Origin of the sequence: Agriterribacter humi (assembly GCF_009192765.1) — a bacterium.
Classification (GTDB): Bacteria; Bacteroidota; Bacteroidia; order Chitinophagales; family Chitinophagaceae; genus Agriterribacter; species Agriterribacter humi.
The window spans coordinates 70315-95702 of the sequence record NZ_VOHQ01000009.1 but is presented as its reverse complement, the minus strand read 5'-3'; the positions used below and the strand labels follow the sequence as shown (position 1 = coordinate 95702).

At 41.5% G+C, this 25388-nt stretch carries 22 protein-coding genes; 9 read left to right on the top strand and 13 right to left on the bottom strand.

Translation table 11 applies throughout. The annotated features are described in order from the left end of the window. Positions 1-82: 82 nt before the first annotated feature. Positions 83-454 carry a co-chaperone GroES gene (locus tag FRX45_RS15515; RefSeq protein ID WP_152269358.1) on the top strand — a complete coding sequence of 124 codons (372 nt, stop codon included), beginning with the start codon at positions 83-85 and terminating at the stop codon, positions 452-454. A gap of 55 nt (positions 455-509) precedes the next feature. Then, positions 510-2060: a helicase HerA-like domain-containing protein gene (locus FRX45_RS15510; protein WP_152269357.1), complete on the top strand. Its 1551-nt coding sequence runs from the start codon at positions 510-512 to the stop codon at positions 2058-2060. 165 nt (positions 2061-2225) lie between these two features. Here FRX45_RS15510 and FRX45_RS15505 read toward each other — a convergent pair whose 3' ends face one another. Together FRX45_RS15505 and FRX45_RS15500 are read right to left on the bottom strand one after the other, a co-directional pair. Next, entirely contained in the window at positions 2226-4172 is a 1947-nt protein-coding gene (locus tag FRX45_RS15505; protein ID WP_226805408.1) for a RecQ family ATP-dependent DNA helicase, read from the bottom strand. 260 nt (positions 4173-4432) lie between these two features. Next, positions 4433-6580, bottom strand: coding sequence for a heavy metal translocating P-type ATPase (locus tag FRX45_RS15500; RefSeq protein WP_152269356.1), 2148 nt, complete (start codon positions 6578-6580; stop codon positions 4433-4435). Positions 6581-6782: 202 nt separating this feature from the next. Between FRX45_RS15500 and tsaE the strand changes: the two genes are divergently transcribed. Next, on the top strand, positions 6783-7208 hold the full coding sequence (gene tsaE, locus FRX45_RS15495; protein ID WP_152269355.1) for a tRNA (adenosine(37)-N6)-threonylcarbamoyltransferase complex ATPase subunit type 1 TsaE: 426 nt from the start codon (positions 6783-6785) through the stop codon (positions 7206-7208). A 37-nt stretch (positions 7209-7245) separates the two neighbouring features. Continuing rightward, positions 7246-8460: an alanine dehydrogenase gene (locus tag FRX45_RS15490; protein WP_152269354.1), complete on the top strand. Its 1215-nt coding sequence runs from the start codon at positions 7246-7248 to the stop codon at positions 8458-8460. A 26-nt stretch (positions 8461-8486) separates the two neighbouring features. On the opposite strand, the gene FRX45_RS15485 is transcribed toward FRX45_RS15490, so the two are convergent. From FRX45_RS15485 to FRX45_RS15460, 6 genes are all read right to left on the bottom strand, one after another. Next, positions 8487-9731 (bottom strand): cation:proton antiporter, encoded by a 1245-nt coding sequence (locus FRX45_RS15485; protein ID WP_152269353.1) that lies wholly within the window; start codon positions 9729-9731, stop codon positions 8487-8489. A 149-nt stretch (positions 9732-9880) separates the two neighbouring features. Next, entirely contained in the window at positions 9881-10516 is a 636-nt protein-coding gene (locus FRX45_RS15480) for an ABC transporter ATP-binding protein (RefSeq protein ID WP_152269352.1), read from the bottom strand. Beyond that, on the bottom strand, positions 10497-11303 hold the full coding sequence (gene lpxA, locus FRX45_RS15475; RefSeq protein ID WP_152269351.1) for an acyl-ACP--UDP-N-acetylglucosamine O-acyltransferase: 807 nt from the start codon (positions 11301-11303) through the stop codon (positions 10497-10499). Before lpxA ends, FRX45_RS15480 begins: the two co-directional genes overlap by 20 nt. A 112-nt stretch (positions 11304-11415) precedes the next feature. Next, positions 11416-12819 (bottom strand): bifunctional UDP-3-O-[3-hydroxymyristoyl] N-acetylglucosamine deacetylase/3-hydroxyacyl-ACP dehydratase, encoded by a 1404-nt coding sequence (locus FRX45_RS15470; RefSeq protein ID WP_152269350.1) that lies wholly within the window; start codon positions 12817-12819, stop codon positions 11416-11418. A 77-nt stretch (positions 12820-12896) separates the two neighbouring features. Further along, the gene (gene lpxD, locus FRX45_RS15465; protein ID WP_152269349.1) at positions 12897-13943 is read right to left on the bottom strand and encodes a UDP-3-O-(3-hydroxymyristoyl)glucosamine N-acyltransferase; all 1047 of its coding nucleotides are present in this window, start codon (positions 13941-13943) and stop codon (positions 12897-12899) included. Positions 13944-13948: 5 nt separating this feature from the next. Continuing rightward, the gene (locus FRX45_RS15460) at positions 13949-15154 is read right to left on the bottom strand and encodes an HD domain-containing protein (protein ID WP_152269348.1); all 1206 of its coding nucleotides are present in this window, start codon (positions 15152-15154) and stop codon (positions 13949-13951) included. 95 nt (positions 15155-15249) lie between these two features. On the opposite strand from FRX45_RS15460, the gene porX reads away from it, so the two are divergent. The 5 genes from porX to FRX45_RS15435 all read left to right on the top strand — a co-directional run bounded on the left by porX (position 15250) and on the right by FRX45_RS15435 (position 20336). After that, entirely contained in the window at positions 15250-16806 is a 1557-nt protein-coding gene (gene porX, locus FRX45_RS15455; protein WP_152269347.1) for a T9SS response regulator signal transducer PorX, read from the top strand. A 142-nt stretch (positions 16807-16948) separates the two neighbouring features. Beyond that, positions 16949-17218 (top strand): hypothetical protein, encoded by a 270-nt coding sequence (locus FRX45_RS15450; protein WP_152269346.1) that lies wholly within the window; start codon positions 16949-16951, stop codon positions 17216-17218. An 88-nt stretch (positions 17219-17306) separates the two neighbouring features. Then, on the top strand, positions 17307-18083 hold the full coding sequence (locus FRX45_RS15445; protein ID WP_152269345.1) for an MBL fold metallo-hydrolase: 777 nt from the start codon (positions 17307-17309) through the stop codon (positions 18081-18083). A 121-nt stretch (positions 18084-18204) separates the two neighbouring features. Beyond that, a complete protein-coding gene (locus FRX45_RS15440) occupies positions 18205-19140 on the top strand; it encodes a helix-hairpin-helix domain-containing protein (RefSeq protein WP_152269344.1) in 936 nt (311 codons plus the stop codon). Between the two features lie 53 nt (positions 19141-19193). Next, positions 19194-20336 carry an acyl-CoA dehydrogenase family protein gene (locus FRX45_RS15435; protein WP_152269343.1) on the top strand — a complete coding sequence of 381 codons (1143 nt, stop codon included), beginning with the start codon at positions 19194-19196 and terminating at the stop codon, positions 20334-20336. Positions 20337-20396: 60 nt separating this feature from the next. On the opposite strand, the gene FRX45_RS23320 is transcribed toward FRX45_RS15435, so the two are convergent. From FRX45_RS23320 to tig, 5 genes are all read right to left on the bottom strand, one after another. Beyond that, positions 20397-20573 (bottom strand): hypothetical protein, encoded by a 177-nt coding sequence (locus tag FRX45_RS23320; RefSeq protein ID WP_193311722.1) that lies wholly within the window; start codon positions 20571-20573, stop codon positions 20397-20399. 127 nt (positions 20574-20700) lie between these two features. Further along, positions 20701-21933, bottom strand: a complete 1233-nt coding sequence (gene clpX, locus FRX45_RS15430; RefSeq protein WP_152269342.1) for an ATP-dependent Clp protease ATP-binding subunit ClpX — start codon at positions 21931-21933, stop codon at positions 20701-20703. 222 nt (positions 21934-22155) lie between these two features. Continuing rightward, positions 22156-22782, bottom strand: a complete 627-nt coding sequence (locus FRX45_RS15425) for a ClpP family protease (RefSeq protein WP_226805407.1) — start codon at positions 22780-22782, stop codon at positions 22156-22158. Positions 22783-22816: 34 nt separating this feature from the next. Further along, complete coding sequence (locus FRX45_RS15420) at positions 22817-23509, bottom strand: ClpP family protease (RefSeq protein WP_152269341.1); 693 nt, start codon at positions 23507-23509, stop codon at positions 22817-22819. Positions 23510-23984: 475 nt separating this feature from the next. Then, positions 23985-25364, bottom strand: a complete 1380-nt coding sequence (gene tig / locus FRX45_RS15415) for a trigger factor (RefSeq protein ID WP_152269340.1) — start codon at positions 25362-25364, stop codon at positions 23985-23987. Positions 25365-25388: the final 24 nt, after the last annotated feature.

Here is a 25388-nt window from a genome sequence, read left to right as displayed (position 1 = left end):
TTTATAATAAAACGCGAATAAACTTTTGTTAAAAGGTATTAAATATACGAATCTTTATTTTTGCAATTAAATAAAAACAACCATGCGATTAACTCCGGAGAATAAGTTTAAAAAGCTGATCGTCATAGGCGACAGGCTATTGATAAAGCCGCTTCAATCCGATCAAAGAACAGCGAGCGGCTTGTATCTCCCGCCCGGTGTGCAGGAAAAAGAAAAAGTACAACAGGGCTATATAATTAAGCATGGGCCTGGGTATGCCATTCCCATGCCTGTTGAAAATGAATCCTGGAAACCCGAAGAAGAGCAGGTTAAATATATTCCGCTCCAGGCAAGGGAAGGCGACCTGGCCATTTTTTTATTAAGTGGCGCAACGGAAGTTATGTATGAAAATGAAAGGTATCTAATCGTTCCGCAAAGTGCTATATTGATGTTGGAACGGGAAGAAGACATATAAGAATAAATTTACCCGGATTGCTCTAATCCTTTAACTTTCCTTAAAATTGTTGCGTATGCCAGATAAAACAGCTTTTATACAAACCGTTAATGCCGGCTATAGTTTTAAAGGTGAAAGCTTTACATTGGGAGCCGCCATACTGAACGGCGAAGTACTCAGCGAAGCTTCCGTTCATTTATCGTTAAAAACAATGAACCGGCATGGATTAATTGCAGGAGCTACCGGAACAGGAAAAACCAAAACCCTGCAGGTAATTGCAGAAGGGTTGAGTGACGCCAGTGTGCCGGTACTGCTGATGGATATTAAAGGAGATCTGAGTGGTATAGCCGAGCCAGGGGCATTTAACGATAAAATTAAAGAAAGGTATGGGAAAATGAAACTGGAATACATTCCGAAACCGTTTCCGGTTGAGCTAATGAGCCTGAGTGAAGAGAAGGGTGTTCGATTGCGGGCTACCGTTAGTGAGTTCGGACCTATTTTGATTTCAAAGATCCTGGGATTAAATGATACGCAACAGGGGCTGGTGGCGATGATCTTTAAATACTGCGATGATCAGAAAATTCCTTTAGTTGACCTGAAGGATTTTACTAAAATGCTTCAATATATCAGCAACGAGGGCAAGGCCGATATTGAAAAGCAGTATGGTAAAATATCAACTACCAGTACGGGCACTATTTTGCGGAAGGTAATAGAACTGCAGCAGCAGGGCGCTGATGTATTTTTTGGGGAACCTTCTTTTGAAGTAGATGACCTGATGCGCATCAGTGATGACGGAGGCGGCATGATCAATATACTGAGGGTAACGGATATGCAGAACCGCCCCAAGCTGTTTTCTACGTTTATGCTGCAACTCCTTGCTGAGCTGTATGCCATATTGCCTGAAGCCGGCGATCTGGATAAGCCCAAACTGGTATTGTTTATTGATGAAGCCCATCTGGTATTCCAGGAAGCAACGGATGCATTGCTGCAGCAGATAGAAACGGTCATCAAGCTCATCCGGTCAAAAGGGGTGGGTATTTTCTTTTGTACGCAAAACCCGCAGGATATACCTGCATCTGTGTTAAGCCAGTTGGGCTTAAAAGTGCAGCATGCTTTAAGGGCATTTACCGCTGCCGACCGTAAAACCATTAAGCAGGCTGCGGAAAATTATCCCGAAACCACCTATTACCAGGTAAATGAATTAATAACCGAAATAGGCATTGGCGAGGCTTTAATAACCATGCTCAACGAAAAAGGGATTCCCACCCCCTTGGTGCACACTTTGCTCACTTCACCCCGGTCAAGAATGGATATTTTGACCGATGCGGAGATAAGCGCACTAACAACACGATCCAAACTGGTAAAAAAATATGAACAAACCATAGACAATCAAAGCGCTTATGAAATCGTATCCGGCAAATTAAAGGAAGCCGAAAGAAAGTCGGCCGAACAAGCTGCCAATAAGCCTTCTTCTAAACCCGAACCCTCAACCATTGAAAAGGTTTTAAACAATCCCGTAGCCAGGCAGGTACAAAGAACGGCGGCTTCCATTATTACGAGGAGCTTATTAGGAGCTTTAGGATTGGGAGGCAGGCGGAGTACAAAAAAGAAAACGAGTTGGTTCTGAGCACTTTAAGAAATCTTCATTGTTAAAAGTAGAAAGTATAATAGATTTTTGGTAGAAAACTCATGGGTAAATAGTAGAAAATATTAAGTGAATACCACTAAAAGGGTATTGTTAGAACCGTTATCATCACTATCTTTGACTCGGTTTTTCATAGGATATTGGATTTTAAAAACGGGCTGGATTTTTATCCTGGCCCTTTTTTTTTATGTTTATTTTCCCACTGTACCCCCCTTCACTCATTTCAAGATAGTTTTCTGCCAGTAAATGTTCAATGACCTTCCAGGTCTTTTCTTCATCAGTAATACGCAGTTGTTGCATTAATTCCTTTATGGTTAAAGGCCCCGGGCTAAGCGCTTTTGCTATATCAGACTGCAACAGTGAAAAATCTTCACGGGAAAGCATTGTTTTTTTCTTTTCAATGCAATTATCACAAATGCCGCATGGCTGCGCTGCATGATCATTAAAATAATGGGCTATGATTTGAGCATGACAATCTTTGGTATTGCCTGCATAGCCGGTAATGGCTTCTATTTGCTTTATAAGAACCGCTTTCCTTTTTTGATAATCGGGGATATTGATGGTGAGATTACCGGTTATTACCCTGTTGCTCAGAAATCGTAGCTGGGGTTTATCTTTCCGGGGCGCATAGATAATGATACCGCGCGATTGAAGGTGCAGCAATATCTTTTTTATTTCGCTAATATCCTTTTTTAAGCTTTTGCCTATTTGCATTTCACTTACAGCCACAGGAATATCAAAAATACCACCATACGAACGTAAAAGGAATTTAATGCAGGGCGCTACAGCGGGACTTTCTCTTTCAATCTCCTGCAGGGTTTCTTTCCCACAACAAAAAACCACTGTAGAAGGCACAAATAATTGTTCATTGTATTCAATAATGCCTTCCTGTTCCAGGGCTTTTATTGCATAAGTGGTGGATACAATGTCTAATTTAAAAAGCTTAGTAAATTCCGCCATATCAAAATCAAAAAACATATCCTCACCCGAGCCTGCCGGCAACTGGAGATAATTTACAATGCACTGGTATACATTTTTTATTTCTTCAATGGAAGGAAAGCGGATATCCGGATGTTTTTGAAGATCATCAATATCCTGTTCCCTGTATAATAATACAGCGTACGATTTCTTACCATCACGCCCTGCACGACCGGCTTCCTGGTAATAATTTTCCAGGCAATCGGGTATATCCATATGCACTACTGTTCTTACATCCGGTTTATCTATGCCCATACCAAAAGCATTGGTACAAACCATGATCCGGGTTTCGTTTTTGAGCCAGTTTTCCTGTTTGTCATTTCTTTCCTCATGCGATAAGCCTGCATGATAATAATCGGCGCTGATATGATGGAGTTTAAGCAAATCCGCTATTTCTTTGGTACGTTTCCGGCTGCGGCAGTATACAATTCCACAACCGGGTACGTTCTCAATGATCTGCAATAACTTATTAAACTTTATATCTGCATTAAATACACTATACGAAAGATTAGGCCTTTCATAGGACAATTGAAACAATTGCTTTTCCTTGAATTGTAATTTATCGCAAATATCTTCCTGTACCGGTTTGGTTGCCGATGCAGTGAGTGCCAGCACGGGCACTCCGGGTTTTTGTTCACGAATGGAAGCGATAGTAAGGTAAGCCGGGCGAAAGTCGTAGCCCCATTGCGAGATGCAATGCGCTTCGTCTACCGCAATCAGATTAAGGGGTAAAGCTGGTAAATATTCTTTAAAAAGATTCGTTTCCAGCCGTTCGGGTGATACATACAGAAATTTATAATTGCCGTACAGGGCATTATCCAGTATTTTTTTAACATCGGCAAACTGCATTCCTGAATGGATATTAAGCGCCAGTATGCCCCTGGCCTTTAAATTTTGTACCTGGTCTTTCATTAATGCTATTAATGGTGTTATTACCAGGCAAATGCCTTTTGAAGCCAGGGCCGGTACCTGGAAGCATATGGATTTGCCTCCGCCTGTAGGCATAATGGCCAAAGTATCCTTACCGTTCAATACAGATTGTATAATATCTTCCTGCATTGGCCGAAAGGAAGTATAGCCCCAATTGGATTGTAATATGGAATGAATATCTGCCAAAAATGAATCGTAAAGGGCAAATATCAGTTAAAGAACCAAGAAGCCAAATTACAAGAAACAAATAAATCTCCAATTCGAAGGCTGAAACCCGAAATCCGAACGAATACAAAGAACCAAAAAACAAATAACAAGAACCAAATAAATTTGAAATTTCAAATTCGTATCCCGCAGTTGCGGTGAAATCCGAAGAGAAATGCAATCTCAAATCTCAGATCTCAAATTTCAAATCCTGAAGTACTCACCCTATCGTTAGTAATAACTCATATCACCTTCTTCACAAACAGCCTTCCCGAGTTGATGCCGAGCACCACATCGCTGAGCCCCATAGCCAGTGCCCCGAACATGGGGTTAAGAAAACCCAGCGCCGCTATAGGAATGGCCACGATATTATAACAAAATGCCCAGAACAAATTTTGCCTTATGGTAATGAAGGTGTGCTTACCTAATCCCAATGATAAAGGAAGGTTTTTCAGGCCATGATTCATAAGCACAACATCGGCTGTTTGAATGGCAATTTGCGATGCATCGCTTAATGAAATTCCAATTGTTGCTTTGGCCAGCGCCGGTGCGTCATTAATGCCATCGCCTATCATAGCTGTGGGAGCCTGAAGGGTAAGTGATTCAATAACGGTTAATTTTTGTTCGGGTGTTTGTTCTGCTATTACTTTGTCAATGCCGAGTTCCGCAGCCAGTTGTTCACTTTTGGCCTTACTGTCGCCGCTTAAAAGATATGTAATTATCCCTTTGTTGCGTAGGTAATTCACCACTTTTTTAGCTTCAGGCCGTATATCATCCTTAAGATCTATCCATCCGATCAGCTCGTTATTTTTTATGATATATACGTTATGTGTATTGTTGGCCGTAAGGGCTGTTGCTGTTTTGTAAGAACCGGCCCAATATTCATCTCCCTCTTTGCTGGTTGCTTTTATTCCCAAACCTTTTATTTCTTCTATTTTAGCCCATCGTATTTCATTTTTGGCCTGCCTGCCGGACAGGCAGGTTTTCCAGGCTGTGGCTACACTTTTCGCAATAGGGTGATTGGAATATTTTTCGAGTGAGTATGTAATTCTTTTTAGTTCTTCTTCAGAGATGGTATTATTTGTTGTTTGGAACTGATCAATTGTTAATTCACCTGTAGTTAGTGTTCCTGTTTTATCAAATACCACCTGCCGGATATCTTTAAAAAGTTCAAGACTTTTGGCATTACGGAAAAGCACACCATTGCGTGCGGCACGACCCAATCCTACGGCAATAGCAGCGGGGGTTGCCAGCCCTAATGCGCAGGGACACGAAATAACCAGTACAGCAATGCTGCGCATTAATGAAGAAGTGAAATCCTGCAGTACAAAATAGTTGATAATAAAAGTAAGTACTGCAATAGCGATTACCGCAGGTACAAATATGGCGCTGATTCTGTCGGCCATTTGTTGTACGGGTGGTTTTTCGCCCTGTGCCTGTTTTACCAGGGTTACAATGTTAGCGAGTGCTGAATCACCGGCTGCTGCGGTAACCTGTGCTTTTACTGTGCCGTCTACCAGCAAGCTGCCTCCAATAAGCATATCCTTTGCATGTTTTTCGCGAGGCAGGCTTTCGCCGGTAATAATAGATTCATTCACACTGGCATCGCCCCACAAAATTTTGCAGTCTGCCGGCACAAGTTCCCCGTTTTTAATCAGTACCAGGTCGCCGGAGCGAAGATCCTTGTTATCAACGGGCATAATTACTTCCTGATGGTGTTCATCAAAAGCAATCATATTGGCCACTGTTTTTTGTGATTTTGCCAAACCCTGTAAGGCTTTTTGCGTAGATTGAACAGATGCGCTTTCTAAGTAATTGCCAAAAAAGACGAGGGTAATAATGGTAGCGGCAGTTTCATAAAAAAGATAATCTTCACCCAGGGTTAGTAAGGTTCCTGTAAAACTGTAAGCAAAAGCCGCCGTGGCGCCCAGGGCAATCAGTACATTCATATTGGGAATGCCATTGCGCAGGCTTTTAACTGCGCTTTTTCCAAAATAAGACATTCCGGTTATATATACGGGAACACAAAGCGCAAACTGTATCCAGGGATTCATCAGCCAGTGCCAGCCTATCCAATCGTGCACCATGTGCAAAAGCAACACCAATGTAAAAGGCAAACAAATGAGTGTGTACTTTAAATGAATATTCATTTTTTTTACAGGAACCCCTGCTGTGTCTGCTTCTAATGTGCCGGTTACCTTATAACCCAGCGCATCAATTCCCTTTTGTATCTGTTGTGCAGAACTGCTGCCATTTAAATCAAATGCCACATCGCCATCCACAAAATTGACCCTGATGTTTTGAACGTCTTCTTTTTCCAGGTACTTTCGAATGGTAAGCGCGCAGTTGGAACAATCCATTCCTTCTACTTTCCATCTTATTTTTTCCATACCGCAAAATTACCAACCAATAGAATCGTGTATTACGGTAATCACAAATATCTTTGCAACTGCGTATCAGTAAAGTGGTAAAACAGCCAATATCTTTGCAACAGGGAGGCAAGGGAAGGTCGCAGGTTACAGGTTACTGGTCTCAGGTATAAGGAGTCTTCGCCTGCAACCTGTAACTTGCAACCCGTCAGACACATTGTTTATGGAGATAGCAGTTACATTAGAAAATATACAGCAGTGTGCTCAGTATTTTTGGGAGCATGTGCGGGGCAGGGTCTTTGCTTTTCATGGAGAGATGGGAGTGGGGAAAACCACTTTTATTAAAGCATTGTGTGCCGCCAAAGGAGTAACCGCTCATGTAAGCAGTCCAACTTTTTCATTGATAAATGAATACAGCTATAGTGAGGGCAACTTACTGAAACATATTTTTCACATTGATCTGTACCGGTTAAAGGATGAAGAAGAAGCTGTTAATGCCGGTATAGAAGATTGTTTGTATTCGGGCAATATTTGTTTTGTGGAATGGCCGCAAAAAACGCCTTCACTTTTACCCGAAAGCAGGGTAGATATTTACATGCATGCTGTTAATAACAATACACGTTTGCTAAAAATTGATTTTCACAGGTAAATTTTTAGTAAATTGTTCGCTCAAACCTATCCAGCTTATGCCGGCAGAAAAGCCATTTGTAGGTACATCGTTCAATTACGAAACATTAGAAGAAACATTAGATATTAAGCCACGTGAGGCGCAGTTGCTGATCGGGATTCCAAAAGAAAACTCTTTCCAGGAGAACAGGATTGCATTAACGCCTGATGCCATTAGTGTACTAACCAACAACGGCCACCGGGTTGTTGTAGAGCATCGTGCAGGTGAAGGCGCACATTTTTCTGAAAAGGATTACAGCGATGCAGGCGCTAAAATTGCATATGATAAGAAGGAGGTGTTTCAATGCGATTTGATCATGAAATCGGCGCCGGTGAATGAAGAGGAAGTGCTTTTGTTAAGGCACAATCAAACGATTATATCGCCTATTCACCTGCCCGTAATGAAAACGGAAATATTACAGCGCATGATGGAAAAGCGGATTACCGCTTTGTCATTTGAGAATTTTAAAGACGATTCAGGTCACAATCCTATTGTGCGCAGCATGAGTGAAATTGCGGGTAGTGCGGTAATGCTGCTGGCGGGTAATTATTTAAGTAATGCCAATAGTGGCAAAGGAATGCTGCTGGGTGGTATTTCCGGTATTCCTCCTACCAAAGTGGTTATTATTGGTGCAGGCATTGTAGGCGAATATGCAGCAAGAACCGCACTGGCTATGGGCAGCAGCGTAAAAGTATTTGACAACAATATTTATAAGCTCAAACGCATGCAGGGTAATATAGGGGTAAGAATGTGGACCTCTGTAATAGAGCCTAAAATTTTAGCCAAGCAATTAAAAACCTGTGATGTGGCAGTGGGCGCTTTATCTTCTTTTGGCGGACGCACGCCGATAGTGGCAACGGAAGAGATGGTGTCTATTATGCGGCCGGGCAGTGTAATCCTGGATGTTTGTATTGACCGCGGGGGCTGTTTTGAAACCTCGGAGATCACTTCGCATGAAAGCCCTGTATTTATTAAGCACGGCGTTATTCATTATTGTGTGCCCAATATACCTTCGGGGTTTGCCCGAACGGCATCGCAGGCCATTAGTAATGTACTGATGCCCCTGTTGCTTGAAATAGGCGATGAAGGCGGACTGGAAAAATTAGTATGGCATAAATTTAATATCCGCAGCGGGATATACTTGTTTAAGGGCGCGCTAACAAATATTTATCTCAGCCAGCGCTTCAATTTAAAATATACAGACCTGAATTTATTGATTGCCAGCAGGAGATAAGTGGTAAGTGATGAGTAGGTAGTTTCTCAGTTACCTACCAGTGCTTTTTTGGCCACCTTGCCCACGGTGAGTCCCTGTACAACGATGGAGAATACCACTACGAAATAAGTGATCTCCAGTAATAAATTTTTGTGTTCCCCATTATCCACCGATAAAACAAGGGCTATTGATACACCTCCGCGCAGCCCGCCCCATACCATTACAGTGAGGGCGCCCTTAAGAAACTTGTTTTTAAATGGCACTATAGCGTAAGGGATCCAAATGGAAAGCAGTCTTGCCAGCAGCACAATAACAATAGCAAAAAGACCAAGCACCAGGTGACTGGTTAAATCGGGGATCAGTAATAGTTCAAAACCAATAAAGAGGAACAATATGGCATTCAATATTTCATCTATAAGTTCCCAAAATTTATTAAGATAGTCTTTTGTTTCTGATGACATCGCTGTTTTTTTTCCGTAATTGCCTGTAATAAGCCCCGCAGCAACCATGGTAAGCGGTCCGGAAATATGCGTAGCACGCGCTACCAGGTATCCGCCCATTACTACAGAAAGTGTAATAAGAACAGATACCTTATAATCATCTACTCTTTTCATAGCTGCCGATGCGCCAAAACCAAGAAGGGCACCTAATAACAATCCTCCGAATGCTTCTCTTGCCAGCAGCCATGAAATAGAACCCGCGGAAATATCTATAGCATTGGTTTGGGTAAGCTGCAGAATAACGGCGAACAATACTACGGCTACCCCATCATTAAAAAGTGATTCGCCGGCTATTTTTGTTTCTAATGATTTAGGAACCTTTGCCTGCTTTAAAATGCCCAGCACTGCTATGGGGTCTGTAGGAGAAATTAACGCGCCAAATAGCAGGCAATAAATAAAAGGAATATTTTCATGCAAAAGCGGTGCTACATTATACAAAATGAACGCTACTACAAAAGTGGAAATAATAACACTTACGGTAGAAAAGATGAATATGGGAAGACGTTGTTCTTTCAGATCGGAGAAATTTACGTGTATAGCGCCGGCGAAAAGGAGAAAATTAAGCATGGCGCCCATTAATACTTCCGTAAAATCAAATTCCGAGATAAGGTTAAAAAAACTAAGCGTCGTTTTAGGAAAGATGCTTGGGCCGGCAATTCTGATGAGGAGAGAAACGAAAATGGCAATGAGCATTATGCCAATGGTAGAAGGTAGTTTTAATATTTTGAGATTCAGATAAGCAAAAAAAGAAGCTAATACAATTAAAACAGAAAACGAATAATAAAGTTCCAACCGGTATTGATTTAAAGGTTAGGCAAATTTAAAAAAAACATATTTGAATGCCTCTTTATAATGATGTTCCGGATCAGGGTTTTACGCATATGCCCTGTCCATGGGCAATTGCAGACCTTTTAAAAGAGAAAGTAGGATAGGCGGGATTGTTATTTATAGTTATTGATATTCAGTTGTTCGTTACAAAATGCATACTCTGTTTCATCATTGCTGCTTACAATGATTAGCCGGCTTTTGCAATATGTTGTAATCAACTGCTGGTATAACGCAATGCCTTCGGCATCTAAGTTTGTGCAGGGCTCATCTAATAATAAAACAGGTGTGTCTGAAAAAATAGATTGCGCCAGCTTTACTCTTTGCTTCATCCCACTGCTGAAATACCTTATCTGTTTGTGGGTAGCTTTTTCCAGTCCGATTAATGCAATAATATCCGGGATGGCCGGAGATGCTAACAGTGGTTTAAACTGTTGATGAAAATGCAGGAACTCATGCAGGGTCATCTCTTCTATGAGTTCCAGATAAGGAGCGGCGATGGACAGGTGCAGGTAAATATTTTCAGGGTTCAGTGGATTTCCGGTTTGCGGTTGATTGCTTTTTGCGAGGTATTCCACTTTTCCTTCGCTTGGAGAAAGCGCTCCTGCTATTACCTGCAGGAGTGTGGATTTGCCGGATCCGTTAGGACCGGTAATGGCGTAAGCCATGCCTGCTGAGAATTGAAAGTTAAGATGCCGGAATATCCAATCCCTGTTAAACCTTTTGCCTGTATTAATCAACGATATCGTCATCCACGCTGTTTTTAGTGTAGCGTTTAATGATACCTCTTCCGCTTTCACGGATAAAAGTTACGATCTCATCTCTTTCATCCGTGGCCTGGAATTCTTCTTCCAGAATTTCCACTGCCTGGGAAGTGTTTAGTCCTTTATTGTAAATGGTTCTGTAAATATCCAATATATGATTGATCTTATCTATGGTAAAGCCCCTGCGCTTAAGCCCGATAGAATTTACACCGGCATAGCTAAGAGGCTGGCGGGCGGCTTTAATATACGGTGGCACATCTTTACCCACAAGTGAACCGCCACCTACATAGGAATGGGCGCCAATTTTTACAAACTGATGAACAGCGCACATGCCGCCAAGTATAGACCAGTCGCCCATTGCCACATGCCCTGCCATTTGTGTATTATTGGTAATAATGCAGTTATTGCCAACAGAGCAGTCGTGGGCTATATGACTATAGGCCTGTATGAGGCAATTATCGCCTACCGTAGTTTTTCCTCTTTCTTTGGTGCCGCGGTTAATGGTAACAAATTCGCGTATGGTAGTATTGTTGCCAACTTCAACAAGAGAATTTTCTCCTGCAAACTTCAGGTCTTGCGGGATGGCCGAAATAACCGCCCCCGGAAAGATGCGGCAATTTTTGCCAATTCTTGCACCTTCCATAATCGTTACATTGCTTCCGATCCAGGTGCCTTCTCCTACTTCTACATTATGGTGAATTACAGTGAAAGGATCAACTTTTACATTAGTGGCCAGTTTGGCGTTGGGGTGAATATATGTGTGGGGATGAATCATTGATGATTGTTTCTTATGTGGAATCCTGGCAAACAGTATTTCATGTATATACAAAAAATGTCAGGTGGTTTCCTGACGAGGGCAAAAGTAAGGAAAAGATAATATTCATCAATTACCGCTTCACTAATTGTGCCATCAGCGTGGCTTCAGTTGCAATTTTATTTCCGATATATACCGTTCCCTGCATCTCACACATTCCCCTGCGGATGGGAGCATTAAGCTCCATTTTCAGTATCATGGTATCTCCCGGAACCACTTTGTGGCGGAAGCGGGCATTGTCCATTTTAACAAAATAGGTATCATATTCTCCGGGGGGGAGGGCATTAATGGCTAAAATTCCGCCGGTTTGCGCCAAAGCTTCTATCTGCAGCACGCCGGGCATGATAGGGTTACCTGGAAAATGCCCAACAAAAAATGGCTCATTAAAGGTTACATTCTTGATACCTACAATTCTTGTATCGGTAAGCTCAATAATTTTATCAACCAATAAAAAAGGATAGCGGTGGGGAAGTGTTTTTTCAATTTGCTGGGTGGTATATACAGGAGTTTGGTTGGGGTCGTATATGGGTACATCAAGCATTTGCTTGTTTACTTTAATGTGCTGCTTTATCTTTTTGGCAAAACTTACGTTTGAAGAATGCCCCGGGCGGTTGGCAATAATGTGCGCTTTTATGGGAGTGCCTATGAGGGCAAGGTCGCCTACAATATCCAGTAATTTATGGCGTGCGGGCTCATTCGGGAACCGGAGCTCAAGATTATTAAGATATCCGCCGCTTTTTACCTCCATTTTCTTTCTGCCAAAGGCTTTGCCCAGGCGTTCCATTTCGGCTTCGCTTACAGGTTTATCTACTATTACAATGGCGTTATTAATATCACCGCCTTTTATCAGGTTATTCTCCAGGAGCATTTCCAGTTCGTGCAAAAAACAAAAAGTGCGGCAGGGAGCAATCTCCGATTTAAAATTCTTCAGGTGCTTTAAACCGGCATGCTGTGTTCCCAAAACGGGGCTATTGAAATCAATAAGGGTTGTTATCTGATATTCTATGGCCGGCATTGCCACCATTTCTACCCTTTTCTCATCATCATAATACGTAATATTGCTGTCAATCGTATACCACAGTTTTGCCGCTTCCTGCTCCAGTACTTCGGCTTCTTCAATAATTTCTACAAATGGAGCCGAACTGCCGTCAATAATAGGTATTTCAGGACCGTTTAATTCAACAAGACAATTATCAACACCCATGCCTACCAATGCAGCCAGTATATGTTCAACGGTACTTACTTTAACGCCTTTATCTTCCAGTGTTGTTCCGCGTGAAGTGTCTGTAACCAGGTCGCAATCCGCCTTAATAATAGGCTGTCCTGCCAGGTCAATACGTTGAAACTGAATCCCAAAACCCGCATTAGCGGGGTTTAATATCATATCTACTTTAATACCTGTGTGTAAACCCGTTCCGGAAATACTTACTGCCGATTTAAGCGTGTGCTGTTTATCAGGATTGAAGTTTGCGTTCATTATTCATTTTTGTTATCGGGCAAAGATAGGGATGAACGCCCGATAGTAAGTTATCCGGCCCAGTATATAGGAAGATATTATACTTTTTCAGCGAGCAGTTGTTTAATCAGCGCCTCCAGTTCCTGGATTCTTTTTTCAAAATCCGGCAACTTACGGGATATGGCCTGGCTGCGCAATGTACTGGTATAATCATGAGCCGGAGATCCGGTTACCGCTGCTTTAGGTTGTTTGATGGATTTGCTTACGCCACTTTGTGCATTTATCCTGGCGCCATCAGCTATAGTAATATGCCCTACAATTCCCGCCTGGCCTCCAATCATAACGTTATTTCCTATTTTGGTACTCCCGCTTACCCCTGCCTGTGCGGCAATTACCGTGTTACGCCCTACTTCCACATTATGAGCCACCTGAATCAGGTTGTCTAACTTTGCGCCTGTCCTTATAATGGTAGAACCTATAGTTGCACGATCTATAGTGGCGTTGGCACCCACTTCCACATTGTCTTCTATTTCTACATTTCCAATTTGCGGAACTTTTTTAAAGCTGCCGTCTGCCTGGGGGGCAAAGCCAAAACCATCACTGCCAATAACAGTGCCTGCATGAACAATAACCTTCTTTCCTATTTTGCAATGATGGTATATGGTTACTGAAGGATGAATAACAGAATGATCGCCAATTTTAACATTATCACCAATAAAGCTGTGTGGATATATCTTAACATCATTTCCTATTTCAGCATTTTCTCCTATATAAGCGAAAGCTCCAACAAAAACATTTGTTCCTGTTTTGGCGGAAGGAGCAATATAAGAAGGTTGCTGAATACCAGTTAACTGCTGCGACACCATTTCCTGGTATTTGGTCAATAAGGTGGCAAAAGCGCTATAGGCATCAGGAACCCTTATCAGCGTTCCACTAACCTTTTCTTTTAGCTCCAGCGAATCATTAATAATAATTACCGAGGCTTTGGTAGCATACAGGTAATCTTCATATTTGGGATTGGCAAGAAAAGCCAACTGACCTTCTTTTGCCTCTTCAATTTTGCTGAATGAATGTACACCTGCATCGGCATTGCCTTCAATTTTACCGTCAATCAGCAAAGCTATTTGTGTGGCAGTGAATGTCATAAAGATTATTTGAGACAACAAATGTAAAATTTTTTCACGGCCCCGGAAAGGTTATGTTGTATCAGGGCGTTGTCTACCTGAGATATATCTTTAACCTTGCCGTCCTTAAAAAGGATGTTGATCTTTTCATTATAAGGATTGTATGTGCGGTTTACCGCTTCTCCGGTAAATACAAGATAAGAAGCATCCTTCTCATTGATATTAAGCCGTTCCATCATCCTTTTTTTCTGTTTAGTTACTTCTTCCCCGGGTATAGGAGTGCTTTGTAGTTTTACTTTGAGCAAATGCCGGTTCATGATGCCATTGCACAACAGGGAAAGTATTTTATCGGGATGATGGCACCAGCTTTTTATAGCGGCTACAATATCTGTATCATCGAGTTGGCAAAACTGATCAAGATGCAGGGCTATGGTTCCTTTATATTGATTTAACAAAAATGATTTCAATATGCTTTCCGGCAAACGCTCAGCATTTTCCATACCCGTTTCCCTGGCTCTTTCCAGGATCTTAACAAGCGTCATTTCCGCTGCCAGTACAGTTTTATGCAAATACACCTGCCAGTACATAAGCCTGCGCGCCACTAAAAATTTTTCGATGGAATATATGGCCTTCTCCTCCACCATTAGCTCCCCGTTGTGTACAGTAAGCATTTTTATGATCCGGTCGTATCCGATAACGCCTTCGCTTACGCCGGTAAAAAAACTATCGCGGGTAAGATAATCCATCCGGTCAACGTCTAATTGGCCGCTTACTAATTGATGTAAAAATTTTTTGGGATAAGTATTTGTGAAGATATCAATCGCGGTTTGAAGCTGCCCGTTAAATTGCCGGTTCAGGTCCTGCATCAGTAAAAGAGACAATTCCTCGTGATGAACATTTTCCATAAGCACGCTTTCCAATGCATGCGAAAAGGGGCCATGACCTATATCGTGTAAAAGAATAGCAATCTTTGCACCGGTATCTTCAGCTTCGCTGATGAATGTTCCTTTTTCTTTTAATACCTGCAAGGCGTTGCCCATTAAATGGTATGCTCCTAAAGAATGATGCAGGCGGGTATGAACGGCGCCGGGATACACCAAATGCGCCAGTGCCATTTGCTTAATGCGCCGCAGACGCTGATACCAGGGGTGTGAAATAATTTCAAATATCAACGGGTTGTTTATAGTAATAAATCCATATACAGGATCATTGATGATTTTTCGGAAAGGCATGTGAAAATGTTAAAAAAATAAAGGAACCGGCGCAAAGGTAAAAAGCGGGAAATGAATAACTACATTTGATTAGCTAAACATAAAAATAAATATTCATGTCTTTGGCAAAAATACTTTGGGTTGATGATGAAATGGAGAGTCTCCAATCGCAAAAGCTCTTTTTGGAAAATAAAGGATACGAAGTGCAAACGCTCACCAATGGGTATGATGCGCTGGACTATGTGAAAGAAAATATAGTAGATGTAGTATTGCTCGATGAAACCATGCCCGGCATTACGGGGCTTGAAACATTGGCCAGGATAAAAGAGATCAATCAGCAGTTGCCGGTGGTGCTTATTACCAAAAATGAAACGGAAAACCTGATGGATGACGCAATTGGTTCACAGATCAGTGATTACCTGATCAAACCGGTTAATCCCAACCAGGTATTGCTGAGTTTAAAAAAAATAATTGATAACCGCAGGCTGGTAGCCGAAAAAACAACCAGTGCATACCAACAGGAATTTCGCAATCTTTTCATGGCTTTAAACAGCAATCCAAACTATAACGAATGGATGGAACTCTATAAAAAATTAGTGTATTGGGAACTGGAAATGGAAAAAAGTGACAGTCCTGAAATGCGGGAGGTATTTCAATCACAAAAAAGTGAAGCCAATACCGAGTTTTTTAAGTTCATCAGCAGAAATTACGCTTCATGGGTAAATCCCAAAAGCACGGATGCACCCATTATGAGCCATACTTTATTCCGTTATAAAATATTGCCACATATTGAGAAAGGCAAGCCTCTGTTTGTTGCTTTAATTGATAACCTGCGCTACGATCAATGGAAAACCATTCAGCCTGCTTTTGCAGAAACATTTCGCATACAGGAAGAAGAAACCTTTTATTCCATACTGCCAACCGCTACACAGTATTGCCGCAACGCTATTTTTGCCGGGATGATGCCCGTGGACATTGAAAAACATTTTCCGGCACAATGGAAAAACGATGAGGAGGAAGGTGGAAAAAACCTGTATGAAGAGGAGTTTTTGAAAGCGCAGTTAAAGCGTTTATACAAAGGCGATATTAAATATTCCTATACCAAAGTGGTTAATCACCATGACGGCCAGAAACTGGTAGATAATATCCATAATCTTTTGGAAAACGATATCAACATCATTGTATACAATTTTGTAGATATGCTGAGCCACGCAAGAACGGAAATGGAAGTGCTGAAAGAACTGGCCAGTGATGAAACCAGTTACAGGAGTATTACCGCCAGTTGGTTTGAGCATTCACCGCTTCACCAGGCACTCAAAAAAATAGCAGAAAAGCCCCTCACGCTTATAGTGGCAACGGATCATGGGAGTGTAAGAGTAAATACGCCTTACAAAGTGATTGGCGATAAACAAACTACCAGCAATTTGCGGTATAAGCACGGGCGCAACCTTAATTACGAGCCTAAAGAAGTGCTGGCTTTTCGCGACCCAAAAGAAGCCGGCCTGCCTGTGCCTTCCGTTAATTCTTCCTTCATATTTGCCAAAGAAGATGGTTATCTCTGTTATCCTAATAACTACAACTATTATTCAAACTATTACAGGAACACGTTTCAGCATGGGGGTATAAGTGTGGAGGAAATGATTGTGCCGGTAATAAGAATGACAAATAAGTAAATTTGAGATTTAAAATTTAATATTGGTTTCTGACACCCACCTCACCTGTGTGGCGTGGTGAAGGGATTGTGTATTACTTCGAATTTCGAATTTTAGATTTCAAATTTCAAATCGTATATCTTTGCCAGGGGAAAACAATAAGATGAAGATTAACCAACCTACCTTAAATAAAATTGAAGCCATACTGGAAGAAGCCGGCTATGTGATACGGTATGAAAGAGGTACTTTTCAAAGCGGGTATTGCATATTGCAGCAAAGGAAGGTGGTGGTACTCAATAAATTTCTTACGCTGGAAGGCCGCATCAATACTTTGGCCGATCTTATGCCCCAGTTGGAAATAACGTTTGATGCGCTTACTCACGAATCGCAAAAATTATACGAGGAACTGATGGCCAAGCCCGCCAATGAATAGATAGTTGTAAGCACAGTATTTGAAACAAACATAAGCGCTTTTCTAAAAATTTACAATTGCCTGTTACATTTTCTTTTAGCTTTGACACGTGAGTTATCCTGATATTAAAATTACATTTCTGGGTACAGGTACCAGCAGTGGTGTGCCTATGATTGGCTGTAGCTGCGAAGTTTGTACTTCAGCAGACAGGAAAGATAAACGCCTGCGCTCAAGCATACTTGTGCAATCTGAACATACTACTGTTGTAGTTGATTCGGGACCCGATTTCCGTTACCAGATGTTAAGGGAGAACATAAAACATTTAGATGCAGTTGTATTTACACACCCGCATAAAGATCATGTGGCGGGGTTGGATGATGTAAGGGGATTCAACTATTTCATGCAAAAGCCTATGGAAATTTATGGCAATGAAATGACGCTGGAAGTGATCATCAGGGAATTTCCTTATGCCTTTACCGAAAAAAAATATCCCGGAGCGCCAAATATCCACCTCAACACCATCAGTTCAGAGCCCTTTCAGATCAATGATCTTGTAATTACTCCTATATTGGTCTGGCATATGCAGATGCCCGTGCTGGGTTACCGGTTTGGAAAATTTACCTACATTACGGATGCCAACCGCATAGAAGAAAACAGCAGGGAAATGATAAGAGGCAGCGAAGTATTGGTATTAAACGCGTTGCGGAAGGAAAAGCATATTTCTCATTTTAGCCTGAGTGAAGCCATAGCCGAAGTAAAGGAACTGAATATACCCACAGCTTACTTTACACATATCAGCCACCAGTTAGGAAAACATGCCGATGTAAGCAATGAATTACCGGAAGGTATACATTTGGCTTACGATGGATTGAGTCTTGCATTGTAAGGCTTGAAGGTATGAGGTATCAGTCATTTACCACATACGGCTTACTACTTACTTAATTTCCGCTACCATTATTTTTTCTTATGTTTATTATGTAACTTTCAAATGATATACACACCAGGGTATGAATGCTAACCAGTTAAAGGAATATTTTAATTTCAGCAAAAAAGAACGCAATGGAATTATTGTGTTGCTGGTAATGCTGGCCGGCGTGTGGTTTGCACCGTTGCTGTTTATTCCGGATGAAACATTTGATGTAAAGGAATTTGCCAGGTTTGAGCATGACATTGCGCAACTGCGGCAAGAGAGTGTGCAGACCGGGAAGGACAATGATTCCGGTGAAATATTTTACCCGGTATCATCAGCCATCTCATACAGGAAACAGGTAAAAGCAGAAACCTTTTATTTTGACCCCAATACGTTAAAGCCCATGGAATGGCAGCGTTTAGGCATACCCGGCAGAACCATTCAAACTATACAAAATTTTATAGCAAAAGGCGGCAGGTTTTATAAGGCAGAAGACATTGGCAAAATATATGGATTAAGAAAGCCGGATTATGAAAGGTTGCTGCCCTATGTGCGTATTGCGGCAAATGCATCGCAAAATAAGGAGAAGAAGATTTACCCTGCTTCTTTTGCTGCAGGCAGTACAAAATATACTGTAAGTATTGTTCATATTAATACGGCCGATACTACGGCTTTTATTGCCTTACCGGGCATTGGCAGTAAACTGGCTATCCGCATTATTAGTTTCAGAGAAAAATTAGGCGGCTTTTACAATGTGGAGCAGGTTGCAGAAGTGTTTGGTCTCAGCGACTCCGTTTTTCAGCAAATAAGACCCCGCCTGCAATGCAATGCCGGGGCTATAAAGAAAATCAATATTAATACTGCCGGCATAGATGAGCTAAAAGCACATCCTTATATAAAATATCAGGTGGGTAATGCCGTTATCCAGTACCGGTTACAACATGGCAATTTTCAAAATGAGGAGGATCTGAAACAAGTTCATTTGGTAACGGATGACCTCATTCAAAAGCTGTTACCCTATATTAACTACTAACGTTTGTTAGTTTTATCAAAATTATTCTTTAATTTGCACAATTCTAAAATAGTATGGATTTTCAAACAGATGAATTAACGCTACAAATTGCTCAAACGGCCAGTGATTTTGCAAGGCGGCATATAAAACCCTATGTAATGGAATGGGATGAAACCCAGGAGTTTCCGGTACATGTTTTTAAGGAAATGGGTAAACTGGGCTTAATGGGTGTGCTGGTTCCCGAAATCTATGGAGGCGCCGGGTTGGGTTATGTGGAATATGCAACAATTATAGCAGAAGTGGCAAAGGTTTGCGGTTCGGTTGGATTGAGCGTTGCTGCGCATAATTCATTGTGTACCGGGCATATTCTTGCTTTTGGAAATGAAGAGCAGAAACAAAAATATCTGCCAAAACTGGCTACTGCAGAATGGATAGGCGCATGGGGCTTAACAGAAGCCGGTACAGGAAGCGATGCCGGCAATATGCAAACTACTGCCGTAAAAGATGGGGATGGCTGGATACTGAACGGCACAAAATGCTGGATCACTCACGGGAAGTCGGGGGATGTAGCAGTAGTAATTGCCAGAACAGGAGAGCCCAGAACAAAAAATAATGCCACCGCTTTTGTGGTGGAGCGTGGAACAGCAGGGTTTAGCGGGGGGAAAAAAGAAAACAAGCTGGGTATGCGGGCCAGTGAAACCGCGGAAATGATATTTGATAATTGCAGAATCCCGGATGGCAATCGCCTGGGAAAGGTGGGAGATGGATTTAAGCAATCGCTGAAAGTGCTTGACGGAGGCCGGATTTCCATTGCGGCCCTTGCGCTGGGAATAGCTAAGGGCGCTTATGAGGCGGCATTACAATATTCCAAAGAAAGGCACCAGTTTGATCAGCCCATCTCAAATTTCCAGGGCATATCTTTTAAACTGGCAGATATGGCTACGGAAATCATGGCATCGGAGTTGTTGATATTACAGGCTGCAGATAAGAAGAATAAAGGATTACCCATGACAAAAGAAGCGGCTATGGCAAAATATTATGCCAGTGAAGTGGCGGTGAAGGTAGCCAGCGATGCTGTTCAGATTTTTGGCGGATATGGGTATACCAAAGATTTTCCGGTAGAAAAGTTTTACAGAGACAGTAAACTGTGTACCATTGGCGAAGGTACCAGTGAGATACAAAAGATTGTAATTGCCAGAGAGGTATTACAAAGTTAAAATTTCCTTACACAACATGAGAGAACAAGAGGCCCCTGCATAAAACAGGGGTTTCTTTTATTAATGCAAAAAATCATCCTCCTCTTTAGGAGAGTATTTGGTAAACACTTTTTCTATGGCCCCTGAAAATAAAGGGAATTTTTCTTTAGCAAAATCCTTCATCAGTGTAATAGCCTTTACTGCCTGCTCTTCTGTTAAACCTGCTTCCGCCTGTAAACGGTCAATTAGTTCTTTCATACAATTAACTTGTAATTTATTGGTGAAGATAGGAGGAAAAAATAAATTGACTTGGGTAAACAAAGAAACCCGGCTGGTATTGCCGGGCTTTTAAGTTTTTATACAGTGGTACTTTGTGTTTTTCCATCTATGCCACTTTCAGCATACTCATTTTACTGTTGTCGAACTTACGTTGCGCATAGTCGAGTGTAAGATGAAACTGCTTTTCTGCTGAAGATGGCAGTTCAAACATTGCATCTGTAAGTATGTTTTCGCAAATACTTCTCAAACCTCTTGCTCCAAGCTTGTATTCCATGGCTTTGCTAACCATAAAATCAAGTACGTCTTCATCTACTTTTAACTTAATGCCTTCAAGTTCAAACAGCCTGTTATATTGTTTCATAAGCGCATTTTTAGGCACGGTGAGAATAGAGCGGAGTGTTTCTGCATCCAGGGGGTTAAGATGGGTAACAACAGGTAAGCGCCCCAGCAGTTCGGGGATCAGCCCAAAAGACTTCAGATCCTGTGCATTAATGTATTGCAACAGGTTTTTCTTCATGTACTCCTGCTGATCTTTATTTACATTAAAGCCTATGGCATTTGTATTTACCCTGCGGGCAATTACCCTGTCTATGCCATCAAATGCGCCACCACAAATAAACAGGATGTTTTGGGTATTTACTTTAATCAGTTTTTGCTCGGGATGTTTTCTGCCGCCCTGCGGGGGAACCAGTACTTCTGTTCCCTCAAGCAATTTCAGTAACCCCTGTTGTACGCCTTCGCCGCTCACATCGCGGGTAATGGATGGATTATCGCTTTTACGGGCAATTTTATCAATCTCGTCAATATATACAATACCCTTTTCTGCTGCTGCCACATCGTAATTACAAACCTGGAGCAGCCGGGTAAGAATACTTTCTACATCTTCACCCACATAACCGGCTTCGGTAAAAACAGTAGCATCCACAATAGCAAAAGGCACATTCAGCATGCGGGCAATGGTTTTGGCCAGCAGGGTTTTTCCTGTGCCGGTTTCTCCTACCATTACGATATTGCTTTTTTCTATCTCTACTTCATTTTCACCTGCTTTATGCTGCAGGCGTTTATAGTGATTATACACCGCTACAGCCAGCACTTTTTTTGCGTCATCCTGGGCAATAACATATTCATCCAGGAACTTTTTAACCTCCATGGGCTTTTTAACAGTAAGCTTAAACTGGGGATGAGAAGACTCATGCTTTAACACCAGCTCCTGTTCAATAATTTCACGGGCGTGATCTACGCAGTTTTCGCATATATGTCCTTCCTGCCCCGCGATAAGAATTTTAACTTCGTCGCGGCTTCTTCCACAGAAAGAGCAATGTAAAATTGATTTAGCCATTGTAATACAATAAAAAGTTTAATGTTCAACTATTTCTGGATGGCTGCAAAGGATATGGGAGTGGTTTTACTATTACTAAGGCAAAAAGGATAAGGATAAGCTGCAAAAGTCCGAAACTTTTTTGTAAAAATCCAGTTTTATCGTATATACATATGTCAATTTCGCTGCATGAAAAAGCCGCTCCATTGCGGGCGGCTCATCAACCGGCTGATTGTAAGCCGGTTACAACTTATCAATTACCTTATCAACAATACCATATTCCACAGATTCCTTTGCGCCCATCCAATGATCCCTGTCAAAGTCTTTCATTATTTTTTCAATCGGTTGTCCGCAGTTATCGGCGAGTATTTTGGCGCTCATTTCTTTTACCTTATGAATCTGCTCAGCCATTATTTCCAGGTCGGCAGATGTTCCCTGCCCGCCACCACTGGGCTGATGTATCATTACTTCGCCGTGCGGAAAAATATAACGTTTTCCTTTCTTGCCACCACTTAATAACAGGGAACCCATGGAAGCGGCCATACCCATACATACTGTTGCTACCGGCGATTTGATCATTTGCATGGTATCGTATACTACCATACCGCTGGTAACTATGCCACCAGGACTATTGATATAAAAAGTGATTTCTTTTCCCTGGTCAATAGCATCTAAATAAAGCAGGCGGGAAGTAATGTCTTTAGCACTTTTATCGTCTACTGCACCCCATAAAAAAATCTTACGCTGCTCAATAAATTTTTTGTCGAACTGCCAGCCGCTCAGCATTTTTTCCATCGAAGGCATCTCAGGCGTTTCCGGATTGTCTTCATCATCTGAAATAAAAGATTTCCTTTTGCTGTTTATGTACATATCCAATATTATTTGTGGTTAAAAACGAATAGTGCTATTTATCTTTTTGCTTTTTAGGATTGATCAGCAATACCTCATCTACCAATCCATATTCTTTTGCTTCAAGGGCGGTCATCCAAAAATCACGATCGAAATCCTTCTCAATTTTTTCCACATCCTGCCCGCTATGATAGGATACTACTTCATATAACTCTTTTTTTATCTTCCTTACTTCATTTACAGTGATCAGCACATCACTTGCCTGCCCGGCCGCACCTGAACTGGGCTGATGCATCATGATACGTGAATGTTTTAAAGCTGTGCGTTTGCCCTTAGCACCGGCGCACATCAATACCGCTCCCATACTGGCAGCCATTCCCGTGCAAATGGTAGAGATGTCGGGAGTAATATATTGCATCGTATCATAAACACCCATACCAGCGTATACCGACCCTCCGGGGCTGTTGATGTACATTTGAATATCTCTTGTACGGTCTGTACTTTCTAAAAAAAGCAATTGGGCGGTTACAATGTTACCCACCTCCTCAGAAATAGGGTAGCCAAGGAAAATAATGCGGTCCATCATCAAACGGCTGTATACATCCATTACAGCCACATTCATAGGGCGCTCTTCAATAATATTAGGTGTAAGATTGGTAACGGAGTGCCGGGTAAAGTCGTTGAGGGTATTACTGGAAATACCTCTATGCTTTACCGCATATTTTTCAAATTCTTTTCCAATGTTCATAATATCAATAATTTCTTAATTTATAAATGGCAATTTATGGCATTTATAAACCCAAATATCATGCAAGAGAAAAAAACAGACAAAATGCCATGCTGAAGGAGAATGCACAAAGTATAAAATATGATACTCGAAAGGAAATTCGAGGGAATACAGTCGGGAAGCATCAAGAACCAAAAAACAAGAACCAAAAAAAATCAAAAATTAAATTCGGAGACAAAATCTCGAAATCCGGAGACAATCACTAAGAGTGCGGTGAGAGGTGAAAAGAGAGAAGTGGAAGAAGCGGTTTATTCTATCTTAGTAGCTACTCACCTGATCTGATACGTGAGTGTTAATTGGCGCAACGGATATTCCCTGCATCCTGAAACTTGGAACCTGCAACCTAAAAAAGCACCAGGAACCAAATCCCAAGAGCCAAATAAATTCAAAATCCGAAGCGAAATACAACCCTAAACTACAAACGATAACCTGCAAATTAATGTTGATGGTGCTGATGTTCTTCCTGCAGTTTCTTAAAATCATCTAAGCTGATAGGTTGTTCTGCCGGAATGGCCTTGGTTTCTATTTGATTAAAAACCTTTTCACTTATCAATTTCCTGTAGGTATTTTCCACCTGTTGCTGATCTTTTGTAAGCCTGTCAACATAGCTGTCAATCCACGACATATCACCCTGCAATCCTGAAGCGCCAAAATAGCCAAGGACTTCCGTGGTAATCTGGTCGCGTATTTCATCAGGCGACACTTCCAAATGATTTTCTTTAACAATCTTATCGCTGATCAGGGTCCACTTTAACTGGTTTTTGAACACCGGGAATTCTTCTTCTATCTGCTCCGGCGTTTTGGCCTGCTCACCACCTTTTTCCATCCATTTTTTCAGGAAGCTTTCAGGAAATTCAATAGCTGTATTATCCAGCAAAGCATGGTACAGCTCGTGATGAAAATGATTACGGCTTTGCCCGTCTATGGACTTTTCAATATCCGCTTTTATCGCGTTGCGAAAATCTTCTTCTGTCTTAATTTCTTTACCGGGATATATTTCTTCATAGAATTCCTCATTTAATTCCCGCTTTTCTACCAACCCAATTTTAGCAATGGTTACTTTAAAATATTTTTCAAGGTCTTCAGCATTGTTTTTATCCAATCCCAAATCACTCTCCAGCCATTCTCTTTCTTTATCGTCAAAGGCGCTTTTTAACTGCAAAACAACACTGTCATCTTTCTTTTTCCCTGTAAGTTGTTCTTTAAATGAAGCATTAAAATATTTAAGCAGCAGCGAATTATCTTTAGAAATGCCGTTTTCGACCACATTGCCTTCAGCATCCGATTCTTCAAACTTTACATTCAGCACATCCTCGTCTGTAGCAATGGTTTCAGGCTCTGTCATTTTACCATGCCTCACTTTCAGTCTTTCTAATTCTTCTTCTATCATTTCGGCCGGCACTTCAATTTTATAGCGCTTAAGTGGTATTGTATTCAGATCGGGTAGTTCAAATGAAGGTTTTAACCCTACTTCAAAATGAAAAGAATACTCAGAAGGGTTATTCATATCCAAACTGCCGGGATCATTGTCTGTTCCGGGAAGCGGTTGCGCAAAAATGTCGAGTTTTTCCTGGTCTAAATAATCAACCAGTCCCTTTTCAATACTCCTCAATACTTCTTCGGTATAAACAGCAGGTCCGTGCATTTTTTTGATAATCCCCGATGGTACCATTCCCTTCCGAAAGCCTGGTATATTGGCAGATTTGGCGTATTGCTTCAATGCTTTTTCAAAAGGCGGGAAATAATCCGCTTTGTTTACCGTAACTGTTATTTTATCGTTGAGTAACCCAATATTTTCCCTTGTAACCGTTGCCATATATTGTGTATTAAAATATGCGTA

What these genes read in the sequence shown, in the direction of transcription:
- FRX45_RS15515 (WP_152269358.1), top strand. Translation starts at nt 83, where the DNA reads ATGCGATTAACTCCGGAGAATAAGTTTAAAAAGCTGATCGTCATAGGC.
- FRX45_RS15510 (WP_152269357.1), top strand. Translation starts at nt 510, where the DNA reads ATGCCAGATAAAACAGCTTTTATACAAACCGTTAATGCCGGCTATAGT.
- FRX45_RS15500 (WP_152269356.1), bottom strand. Translation starts at nt 6,580, where the DNA reads ATGGAAAAAATAAGATGGAAAGTAGAAGGAATGGATTGTTCCAACTGC.
- tsaE (WP_152269355.1), top strand. Translation starts at nt 6,783, where the DNA reads ATGGAGATAGCAGTTACATTAGAAAATATACAGCAGTGTGCTCAGTAT.
- FRX45_RS15490 (WP_152269354.1), top strand. Translation starts at nt 7,246, where the DNA reads ATGCCGGCAGAAAAGCCATTTGTAGGTACATCGTTCAATTACGAAACA.
- FRX45_RS15480 (WP_152269352.1), bottom strand. Translation starts at nt 10,516, where the DNA reads ATGACGATATCGTTGATTAATACAGGCAAAAGGTTTAACAGGGATTGG.
- lpxA (WP_152269351.1), bottom strand. Translation starts at nt 11,303, where the DNA reads ATGATTCATCCCCACACATATATTCACCCCAACGCCAAACTGGCCACT.
- FRX45_RS15470 (WP_152269350.1), bottom strand. Translation starts at nt 12,819, where the DNA reads ATGAACGCAAACTTCAATCCTGATAAACAGCACACGCTTAAATCGGCA.
- lpxD (WP_152269349.1), bottom strand. Translation starts at nt 13,943, where the DNA reads ATGACATTCACTGCCACACAAATAGCTTTGCTGATTGACGGTAAAATT.
- FRX45_RS15460 (WP_152269348.1), bottom strand. Translation starts at nt 15,154, where the DNA reads ATGCCTTTCCGAAAAATCATCAATGATCCTGTATATGGATTTATTACT.
- porX (WP_152269347.1), top strand. Translation starts at nt 15,250, where the DNA reads ATGTCTTTGGCAAAAATACTTTGGGTTGATGATGAAATGGAGAGTCTC.
- FRX45_RS15450 (WP_152269346.1), top strand. Translation starts at nt 16,949, where the DNA reads ATGAAGATTAACCAACCTACCTTAAATAAAATTGAAGCCATACTGGAA.
- FRX45_RS15440 (WP_152269344.1), top strand. Translation starts at nt 18,205, where the DNA reads ATGAATGCTAACCAGTTAAAGGAATATTTTAATTTCAGCAAAAAAGAA.
- FRX45_RS15435 (WP_152269343.1), top strand. Translation starts at nt 19,194, where the DNA reads ATGGATTTTCAAACAGATGAATTAACGCTACAAATTGCTCAAACGGCC.
- FRX45_RS23320 (WP_193311722.1), bottom strand. Translation starts at nt 20,573, where the DNA reads ATGAAAGAACTAATTGACCGTTTACAGGCGGAAGCAGGTTTAACAGAA.
- clpX (WP_152269342.1), bottom strand. Translation starts at nt 21,933, where the DNA reads ATGGCTAAATCAATTTTACATTGCTCTTTCTGTGGAAGAAGCCGCGAC.
- FRX45_RS15425 (WP_226805407.1), bottom strand. Translation starts at nt 22,782, where the DNA reads ATGTACATAAACAGCAAAAGGAAATCTTTTATTTCAGATGATGAAGAC.
- FRX45_RS15420 (WP_152269341.1), bottom strand. Translation starts at nt 23,509, where the DNA reads ATGAACATTGGAAAAGAATTTGAAAAATATGCGGTAAAGCATAGAGGT.
- tig (WP_152269340.1), bottom strand. Translation starts at nt 25,364, where the DNA reads ATGGCAACGGTTACAAGGGAAAATATTGGGTTACTCAACGATAAAATA.